Origin of the sequence: Streptomyces sp. SBT349 (assembly GCF_001083795.1) — a bacterium.
Classification (GTDB): domain Bacteria; phylum Actinomycetota; class Actinomycetes; order Streptomycetales; family Streptomycetaceae; genus Streptomyces.
In genome coordinates, this window is record NZ_LAVK01000312.1 from 1 (window position 1) to 8,582 (window position 8,582).

Annotated in this window: 4 protein-coding genes and 1 pseudogene; 3 read left to right on the top strand and 2 right to left on the bottom strand. The window is 73.3% G+C overall.

All coding sequences use genetic code 11. From position 1 onward, the window contains the following. Positions 1 to 423 (top strand): annotated as a pseudogene (locus ADY01_RS28195) (FxsB family radical SAM/SPASM domain protein); the annotation flags it as partial. Here the strand turns inward: ADY01_RS28195 and ADY01_RS40985 are convergent. Next, positions 354 to 794 (bottom strand): hypothetical protein, encoded by a 441-nt coding sequence (locus ADY01_RS40985; protein ID WP_049579148.1) that lies wholly within the window; start codon positions 792 to 794, stop codon positions 354 to 356. The pseudogene ADY01_RS28195 and the gene ADY01_RS40985 sit on opposite strands and share 70 nt — an antisense overlap. Positions 795 to 961: 167 nt before the next feature. On the opposite strand from ADY01_RS40985, the gene ADY01_RS39395 reads away from it, so the two are divergent. Together ADY01_RS39395 and fxsT are read left to right on the top strand one after the other, a co-directional pair. Further along, positions 962 to 1,792: an aKG-HExxH-type peptide beta-hydroxylase gene (locus ADY01_RS39395; protein ID WP_049579150.1), complete on the top strand. Its 831-nt coding sequence runs from the start codon at positions 962 to 964 to the stop codon at positions 1,790 to 1,792. Between the two features lie 120 nt (positions 1,793 to 1,912). Beyond that, positions 1,913 to 4,903, top strand: a complete 2,991-nt coding sequence (gene fxsT, locus ADY01_RS28210; RefSeq protein WP_049579152.1) for an FxSxx-COOH system tetratricopeptide repeat protein — start codon at positions 1,913 to 1,915, stop codon at positions 4,901 to 4,903. 102 nt (positions 4,904 to 5,005) lie between these two features. Here the strand turns inward: fxsT and ADY01_RS28215 are convergent. Next, on the bottom strand, positions 5,006 to 8,582 hold a 3,577-nt coding region (locus tag ADY01_RS28215), incomplete at its 5' end, for a multifunctional oxoglutarate decarboxylase/oxoglutarate dehydrogenase thiamine pyrophosphate-binding subunit/dihydrolipoyllysine-residue succinyltransferase subunit (RefSeq protein ID WP_049579154.1).

The window sequence follows — 8,582 nt, forward strand, 5'->3', positions numbered from 1 at the left end:
GAGAATGTGTATAAGAGACACTTCCAGGAGTGCATAGCCCTGCTGCTCGGCCTCCCCGCCGCCACCGAGGCCCTGGGCCTCCAGCCGTTCACCGCCGTCGTGGTCGAGACCGACGGCGCCATCGAACAGGTCGACTCCCTCAAGACCGCCTACGAGGGCGCCGCCGCCACCGGGCTCGACGTCTTCCACCACCCCTTCGACGCCGCGCTGGCCCACCCCGGCGTCGCCGCCCGCCAGGCCGGGGCCGCCGCCCTCTCCGCCACCTGCCTGGCCTGCCCCCTGCTCCAGGTCTGCGGCGGCGGCCACTACGCGCACCGCTACCGCGAGGGCCACGGCTTCCGCAACCCGTCCGTCTACTGCGCCGACCTGACCCGCCTCATCCGGCACATCGCCGAGGCCCTCCGCCTGGCGGCCGTCCGGTGAACGCCGCGCCCACCGCCGTGCCGACCGCCGAGGAGGTGCGCGACCTCGGCCACACCGAGGGCGGCGGCGAGACCCTCGCGCGCCTCGCCGCCGGACAGCACACCCGCCGCCTCCTGCTGCTGCGGGTCCTCCTGGACGCCGTCGAGGGCCTGGACGGCGACGCGGCGCGCGGCGCGGACGGCGGCCGGGGCGCCGCCCTGGCCCGCGACCACGCCGGGCTGCTGGAGACCATCGAGGGCGCCGCGCCCGCCGCCGCCCGCCGGGTGCTGTTCTACCCGCTGACCGGCCCCTGGGCCGAGCGCTGCGTCCAGTGGCTCGGCACCGGCACCCACCCCGGCGCGGCGCCCGGCGCCGCCCGCGACCTCGCCCACCTCGGCTCGCTCGCCGCCGCGGCGGCGGCCCGCTCCGGCCTCGGCTTCGCCCCCCGCGGCCCCCCCCCCGGCGCCCGGACCCCCCTCCCCCCCCCCCCCTCCCCCGCCCCGCCCCCGACGGCGCCACGGCCGAACTCTCCGGCGAACGCGACGGGTTCACCATCCGTGTGGGCACCAGGCCGCCCGCCGAGATCCACCGCGGCGCGGACGGCGCCTGGAGCTCGCCCGACCCCCGCTGGCTCGCGCTGCACACCCTGGACGGCGGCCCCCACCCGGTGCTGCTCGACGACCTCGACCCGGGCCCGTTCGCCCCCGGGGAACGCCCCGCCCTCGCCCCCGAGGAACGGGCCCGCTGGAGCTCCCTGTGGCGCGACGCCCTGCCGCTGCTCGGCCTCGGCGGCGCGGCCAGGTCGGCGGAGCTCGCGCTCCTCGACTGCATCGTCCCCACCCCGGGGAGGGCCGCCCCCGAAACCGAGGGCGCCCACTCCTCGGGCACCAGTTCCACCGCGTTCGGCGCCGTGATGGCCAGCCCGCCGCCCGGCCCCGCCCAGCTCGCCGCCGGCCTCGCCCACGAGCTCCAGCACGCCAAGCTCACCGCGCTGAGCGAGCTCGCCCCCCTGCACACCGCGGGTCCCGAACGCCGCCACTGGGCCCCCTGGCGCCCCGACCCCCGGCCGTTCCACGGGCTCCTGCACGGCACCTACGCGCACCTCGCACTCGCCGGGTTCTGGCAGCGGCTCGCCGTCGGCCTGGACGACGCCGGTGAACGCGACCGCGCCTGGGCCGCCCACGCCCGCTGCTTCACCCAGGTCGGCGCCGCGCTGCCCGTGCTCGCCTGCTCCCGCGCCCTCACCGACGCCGGGCGTGTCTTCGTCGGCGCCATGGCCGAGCACCACGCCCGCCTGCGGGAACCAGCACCCCCCGAGGGGCACCTGGTCCGGGCGGCGGCCTACGTGGAGACCGCGCGCACCGTGTGGTTGCGGCGGTACCCCCGCTAGGTCCTTGTCCGGGCGATTACGTGTCGTTCACGAGGTGTATGTTCCCTGGAGAGACATCTGACGGGCCGTCCGCACCCGGCCTGGCCCGTTCGCCGCAGGCAGGATGAGGGAGTCGGTCGGATGGCCGCAGAGGAGAGCTCGGTGCAGGGTCCCCGCGTCACGATCAGCTTCGCGGGCTTCAACCGCGCCTGGGCCGCCTGGATCGGCCACCGCCTCGAACGCCAGGGCTGGCAGGTCGTCTTCCAGCGGTGGAACCCGCCGGCCGAGGTGCCGCTCGACGTCGCCCTGCGCGACCTGCTCCTGGTCGAGGGCCGCATCCTGGTGGTCCTGAGCGACTGGTACTTCAAGCTGGGCCCCCGCACCGACGCCGAGTGGAACGCGGCGCTCCGCTCGGTCGTCGCGCCCAACGCCCAGCGCTTCGCCGCGGTCTCGGTGGCCGCCCAGCCCGTGCCCACGGCCGCCGCCGCGTTCGGCGGCACCACCGAGCTGTGGGGCGTCGGCGCCCGCGAGGCCGAGCGCCGGCTGACCCATGTGCTGGGCCCCGGGCCCATCCAGCTGTCGTCCACCTCCACCCTCGGCGGGCGCGGCCCCCGCTACCCGCACGACCAGCCCCTGGTCTGGGGCGGCGTCCCCCGGCGGAACATCAGGTTCACCGGCCGCGAGGACACGCTCCAGCGCGTCTACGACGCGCTCCAGACCACCGAGCCCGGCGCCGGGGTGGTGACGCTGCTCGGGATGTCCGGCGTGGGGAAGACCCAGATCGGCGCCGAGTACGTGTACCGCTTCGGCTCCGAGTACGACATGGTCTGGTGGGTCCCGGCCGACCAGCGCGGCACCCTGCGGCAGCGGCTCGCCGAGCTGGCCCCCGCCCTCGGCCTCACCACGGGGCCCGAGTACGGGGAGCGGTTGCGCGCGGTGGGTGACGCGCTGCGGCGCGGCGAGCCCTATGCCCGCTGGCTCCTCGTGCTGGACGGCGCCGACGACCCCGGACCCATCGCCGACCTGGTCCCCACCGGCCCCGGGCACGTGCTCATCACCTCGCAGAACCGCGAGTGGGCCGAGCACAACACCGCGGTCCACGAGGTCCCCGTCTACGACCGCGACGAGTCGGTCGCGTTCACCCGGCGCCGCGCCCCGCGGGCCGGCGCCGCCGAGGCGGACCGGCTGGCCGACGCCCTCGGCGACCTGCCGCTGGCGCTCGACCAGACGGCCGGCTGGCTCAGCGACTCGACCATGTCGGTCGACGAGTACATCGCCCTGCTGGGGAACGGCTCCGACCTGGAGATCGGCCTGCGGGTGGCGGCCGACTTCCCGATGACGTACTACACCGCCTTCTCGATATTGCTCAACCGGCTGCGGGAGACCGTCCCGGAGGCCGTCGAACTGCTGCGGCTCTGCGCGTTCTTCGCCCCCGGCGCCATCCCCGTCCAGCTCGTGCGCGGCGTCCCCGCGACCAACCTGCCGGAGCAGCTCGCCGGCCTGATGGACGACCCCCTCCGGTGGAACGCGGCGATCAGCAAGCTCGTCCAGTACTCCGTGATCCGCTGGGAGAGCCCCGAGGAGGAGAACGACCCGGAGAACACCGGCACCATCCACCTGCACCGCATGGTCCACCAGACCATCAGGGACGGGATGTCCAAGAGCGACGAGGAGGTGTTCTCCCGGGCGGTGCGCCGGGCCCTGTCCACGGCCAACCCGGGGCGCCCCTCGGACGCGCGCCGCTGGTCGCGGTTCGCCAAGATCGTGCCGCACCTGGACGCCTCCGGCGCGCTGACCAGCCGTGACGCCGACATGCACCGGCTGATCTTCTCCTGCCTCAGCTACCTCTACCTCGCCGGCGAGTACCTCACCGGCGTCCAGCTCGCCCGGCGCACCGAGGAGTCCTGGAAGAGCGTCTTCGGCGAGGACGACCCGCTGGTGTGGGACCTCGCCTCGCAGACCGCGACCCTGCTGCGCGCCACCGGCGCCTACGCCGAGACCGAGCGCATCGACCGGCGGGTCATCGAGCGGCTCAGCGCCCACCGGGGCCCACGCGACCTCACCGTGCTCCGCGCCGAGGAGGGGCTGAGCGCCGACCTCAGCGGCCTGGCCCGGTACGACGAGTCGCTGCGCGTCGGCGAGCGCGTGCTGAACAGCTATCTGGAGCTGGTCGGCGAGCAGCACCCGCGCACGCTCAACGCCCGGCACAACCTGGCGGCCTCCATGCGGCTGCTCGGCCGCTACGCCGAGGCCCTTGAGGTCGACCGGCGCAACCTCCAGGCCCGCAGGGAGCTGCACCGCCCCCGGCACAACCTCTCGCTCACCTCCGAGAACGCCTACGCCCTCGACCTGCGCCTGCTCGGCCGGTACGAGGAGGCCAGGTCCGTGCTCGAACAGAGCGTCGAGACCTACCGGTTGACGCTGGGCCCGGACAACCCGCAGACCATCACCGCGGAGTTCAACCTCGCGATGTGCCTCGTGCGGTCCGGTGACCGGGGAGGGGCGCACGCCCGTCTCGGCGCGCTGCTGGAGCGCGCGGAGCGCGTCCTCGGTGACACCTCGCCGCTCACCCTGCCCATCGCCGCCTGCTACGCGTTCGTCCACCGCGCCCACGGGGACCTGGACCAGGCCCGCGCCATGGGCGAGCGGGTCATGGAGCAGTACCGGACCACCCTCGGCGACATGCACCCGTTCACCATCGGCACCGCCGTCAACCACGCGCTGCTGCTGCGGGCCGCGGGGGAGCGGCAGCAGTCGCTCCTGCTCAACGAGGAGTGCCTGGCCGACATGACCGGCGCGCTCGGCCCCGACCACCCCTGGACGCTGGGCGTGGCGCTGAACGCGAGCGCGGGACGGAACCTGGAGGGCGACCTGGAGGGCGCGGCCGAGCTCAGCCGGGACACCGGCCGCCGCACCGCGGCCGTGCTGGGCCGCTCCCACCCGCTCTACCTCTCCACGCAGATCGCGCTCGCCACCGACCTGCGCGGCCTGCGCCAGCGGCAGGAGGCGGACAAGATCGAGGAGGAGGCGCTCTCCGGGTTCATCGCGACCCTCGGCTCCCAGCACGTCCACACCGTCAGCGCCCGCTCCCGCGTCCGCCCCTCCTGGGACTTCGAGCCACTGCTCGCGTAGGCGCCACGCCCCCGCCCAGCCGAACGGGCCGGTGCCCGCCGCGCGATCGCGCGGCGGGCACCGGCCCGTCGATGTCGGCCGCCCGGGAGCGGCCCGAGGGCGTTACCGGTCGAACACCTCGTCCAGCAGCGCCTGCTGCTCGGCCTGGTGCCGCTTGGCGGAGCCCACCGCGGGCGAGGAGGACGCCGAGCGCGACACCCGCCGGATCCGCTCGATGCCCTCCACCTGCTCCTCCAGGTTGAGTGCCACGAACGGCCACGCCCCCTGGTTGGCCGGCTCCTCCTGCATCCACACGACCGCCTCGGCGTTCGCGTACCGGGCCAGCTCGGTCCGCAGCTCGGCCGCGGGCAGCGGGTACAGCCGCTCCACGCGGACCAGGGCCACGTCCGTCGACGTGCGCTTGTCGCGCTCGGCGGCCAGCTCGTAGTACACCTTGCCGGAGCAGAGCACCACCTTCCGCACCGCCGCCGGGTCGGCCGTGGCATCGCCGATGACCGGCCTGAAGCCGCCCTCGGTGAAGTCCACGGCGGCGGAGGTGGCCGCCTTCAGCCGGAGCATCCACTTCGGGGTGAAGATCACCAGCGGCTTGTGGTGCGGGTTGTGCACCTGCCAGCGCAGCAGGTGGAAGTAGTTCGCCGGGGTGGTGGGCATGGCCACCGTCATGTTCTTCTGGGCGCAGAGTGCGAGGAAGCGCTCGATCCTGGCCGAGGAGTGGTCGGGGCCCTGCCCCTCGTAGCCGTGCGGCAGCAGCAGCGTGACGCCCGAGGTCTGGCCCCACTTCTGCTCCGCCGACGAGATGAACTCGTCGATCACGGTGGCCGCGCCGTTGGCGAAGTCGCCGAACTGCGCCTCCCACATCACCAGCGCCTCGGGCCTGGCCAGCGAGTAGCCGTACTCGAAGCCCATCGCCGCGTACTCGCTCAGCAGCGAGTCGTAGACGTTGAACCGGGCCTGGTCGTCCGACAGGTACAGCAGCGGCGTGTAGTCCTCGCCGGTCTTCCGGTCGATGAGGACCGAGTGCCGCTGGCCGAACGTGCCGCGCCGGCTGTCCTGGCCCGCGAGGCGGACCGGGGTGCCCTCCATCAGCAGGGAGCCGATGGCCAGCAGCTCGCCCATGGCCCAGTCGATCGCGTCCTCCTCGACCATCGCCGCCCGCCGCTGGAGCTGCGGGAGCAGCCGCGGGTGAACGGTGATGCGGTCGGGGATGTTGACCTGGGACTCGGCGATGCGCTTGACGACCTCCGAGGTCACGCCCGTCTCCACCGTCACCGGGAACTCCGGCTTGGGGGCGGAGACCTCGGCCGGGGCCGGGGTCACGGTGGCCTCGCGGACCTCCTTGAAGACCTTCTCCAGCTGGCCCTGGAAGTCCTGGAGCGCCTGCTCCGCCTCCTCCAGGGTGATGTCGCCCCTGCCGATCAGCGACTCGGTGTAGAGCTTGCGCACCGAGCGCTTCTTGTCGATCAGGTCGTACATCAGCGGCTGGGTGAACGACGGGTTGTCCGTCTCGTTGTGCCCGCGGCGCCGGTAGCAGACCAGGTCGATGACGACGTCCTTGTTGAACGCCTGCCGGTACTCGAACGCCAGCTTGGCCACCCGGCAGACGGCCTCGGGGTCGTCGCCGTTGACGTGGAAGATCGGCGCCTCGATCATCCTGGCCACGTCCGTGCAGTACGTGGAGGAGCGGGCGGCGGCGGCCGTCGCGGTGTAGCCCACCTGGTTGTTGATGACGACGTGGACCGTGCCGCCGGTGCGGTAGCCGCGCAGCTGCGACATGTTCAGCGTCTCGGCGACCACGCCCTGCCCGGCGAACGCGGCGTCGCCGTGGATCAGGATCGGCAGCACCGTGAAGTCCTTGCCGCCCCGGCCGATGACGTCCTGCTTGGCGCGGGAGACGCCCTCGACGATCGGGTCGACGGCCTCCAGGTGCGAGGGGTTCGCCGCCAGCGAGACCTTGATCTCCTCGCCGGAGAGGCCGGTGAACGTCCCCGAGGTGCCCAGGTGGTACTTCACGTCACCCGAGCCGTGCATCGACTTGGGGTCCAGGTTCCCCTCGAACTCCCGGAAGATCTGCGCGTACGACTTGCCCACCACGTTCGCCAGGACGTTGAGCCTGCCGCGGTGCGCCATGCCGATGACGACCTCGTCCAGCTTGTCGGCCGCGGCCTCGTCGAGCACCGTGTCCAGCAGCGGGATGACCGTCTCGCCGCCCTCCAGCGAGAACCGCTTCTGGCCGACGTACTTGGTCTGGAGGAACGTCTCGAACGCCTCCGACGCGTTCAGCCGGCGGAGGATCCGCAGCTGCTCCTCACGCTCCGGCGGGGTGTGCGGGCGCTCCACGCGGTCCTGGATCCACTTGCGCTCCTTGGGATCCTGGATGTGCATGTACTCGATGCCGGTGGTGCGGCAGTACGAGTCGCGCAGCACGCCGAGGATGTCGCGCAGCTTCAGCATGGACTTGCCCGCGAAGCCGCCGACCGCGAACTCGCGCTCCAGGTCCCAGAGGGTGAGCCCGTGCTCCTTGATGTCCAGGTCGGGGTGCTTGCGCTGGCGGTACTCCAGCGGGTCGGTGTCGGCCATCAGGTGGCCGCGCACGCGGTAGGAGTGGATCAGGTCGAAGACACGTGCGGCCTTGGTGACCTCGTCGTCGTGGTTGACGTCGATGTCCCGGTGCCAGCGCACCGGCTCGTACGGGATGCGCAGCGCCTCGAAGATGTCGTCGTAGAACCCGTGGTCGCCCAGCAGGAGTTGGCTGATCTGCCGCAGGAACTCCCCGGAGGCCGCGCCCTGGATCACCCGGTGGTCGTAGGTGCTGGTCAGGGTCATGACCTTGGAGATGCCCAGGCGGTTCAGCGTCTCCTGCGAGGTGCCCTGGAACTCGGCCGGGTACTCCATCGCGCCCACGCCGAGGATGAGGCCCTGTCCCGGCATCAGGCGGGGCACGGAGTGCACGGTGCCGATGCCGCCCGGGTTCGTCAGGGAGGCGGTGACCCCGGAGAAGTCGTCCATGGTCAGCTTGCCGGTGCGGGCCCGGCGGACGATGTCCTCGTACGCCTGCCAGAACTCGAAGAAGCTGAGCGTCTCCGCCTTCTTGATCCCGGCCACGACCAACTGCCGGTCGCCGTTCTCCTTCACCAGGTCGATGGCCAGGCCCAGGTTCACATGGGCGGGCCTGACCAGCGTCGGCTTGCCGTCCTTCTCGGTGAACGAGTGGTTCATCGCGGGCATCGCCTTGAGCGCCTGCACCATGGCGTAGCCGATGAGGTGCGTGAACGACACCTTCCCGCCGCGGGCGCGCTTCAGGTGGTTGTTGATCACGATCCGGTTGTCGAACAGCAGCTTCACCGGGACCGCGCGGACCGAGGTGGCCGTCGGCAGGTCGCGGGAGGCGTTCATGTTCTTCGCCACGGCGGCGGCGGGCCCGCGCAGCGTGATCAGCTCGGGCCCCTCGGCGGGCGGCTTGGCGGCCTGCTCGGCGGGCTTGGCCGCCTTGGCCGACGTGGCGGCGGCGGCCGGCTTCGCCGGGGCCGGGGTCTGCGGGGTCGTGGCCGCGGGCTTCCCGGGCACCGGCTGCGCGGGCGCGGCGGGGCCCGGCTCGGTGAGCTCGGCCGACTCGGCGGCGCGCTCGGCCACGGTCGGCTTCACCGGGGCGGCGGCGGCGGGCGCCGGCCGGGGGGCGGCC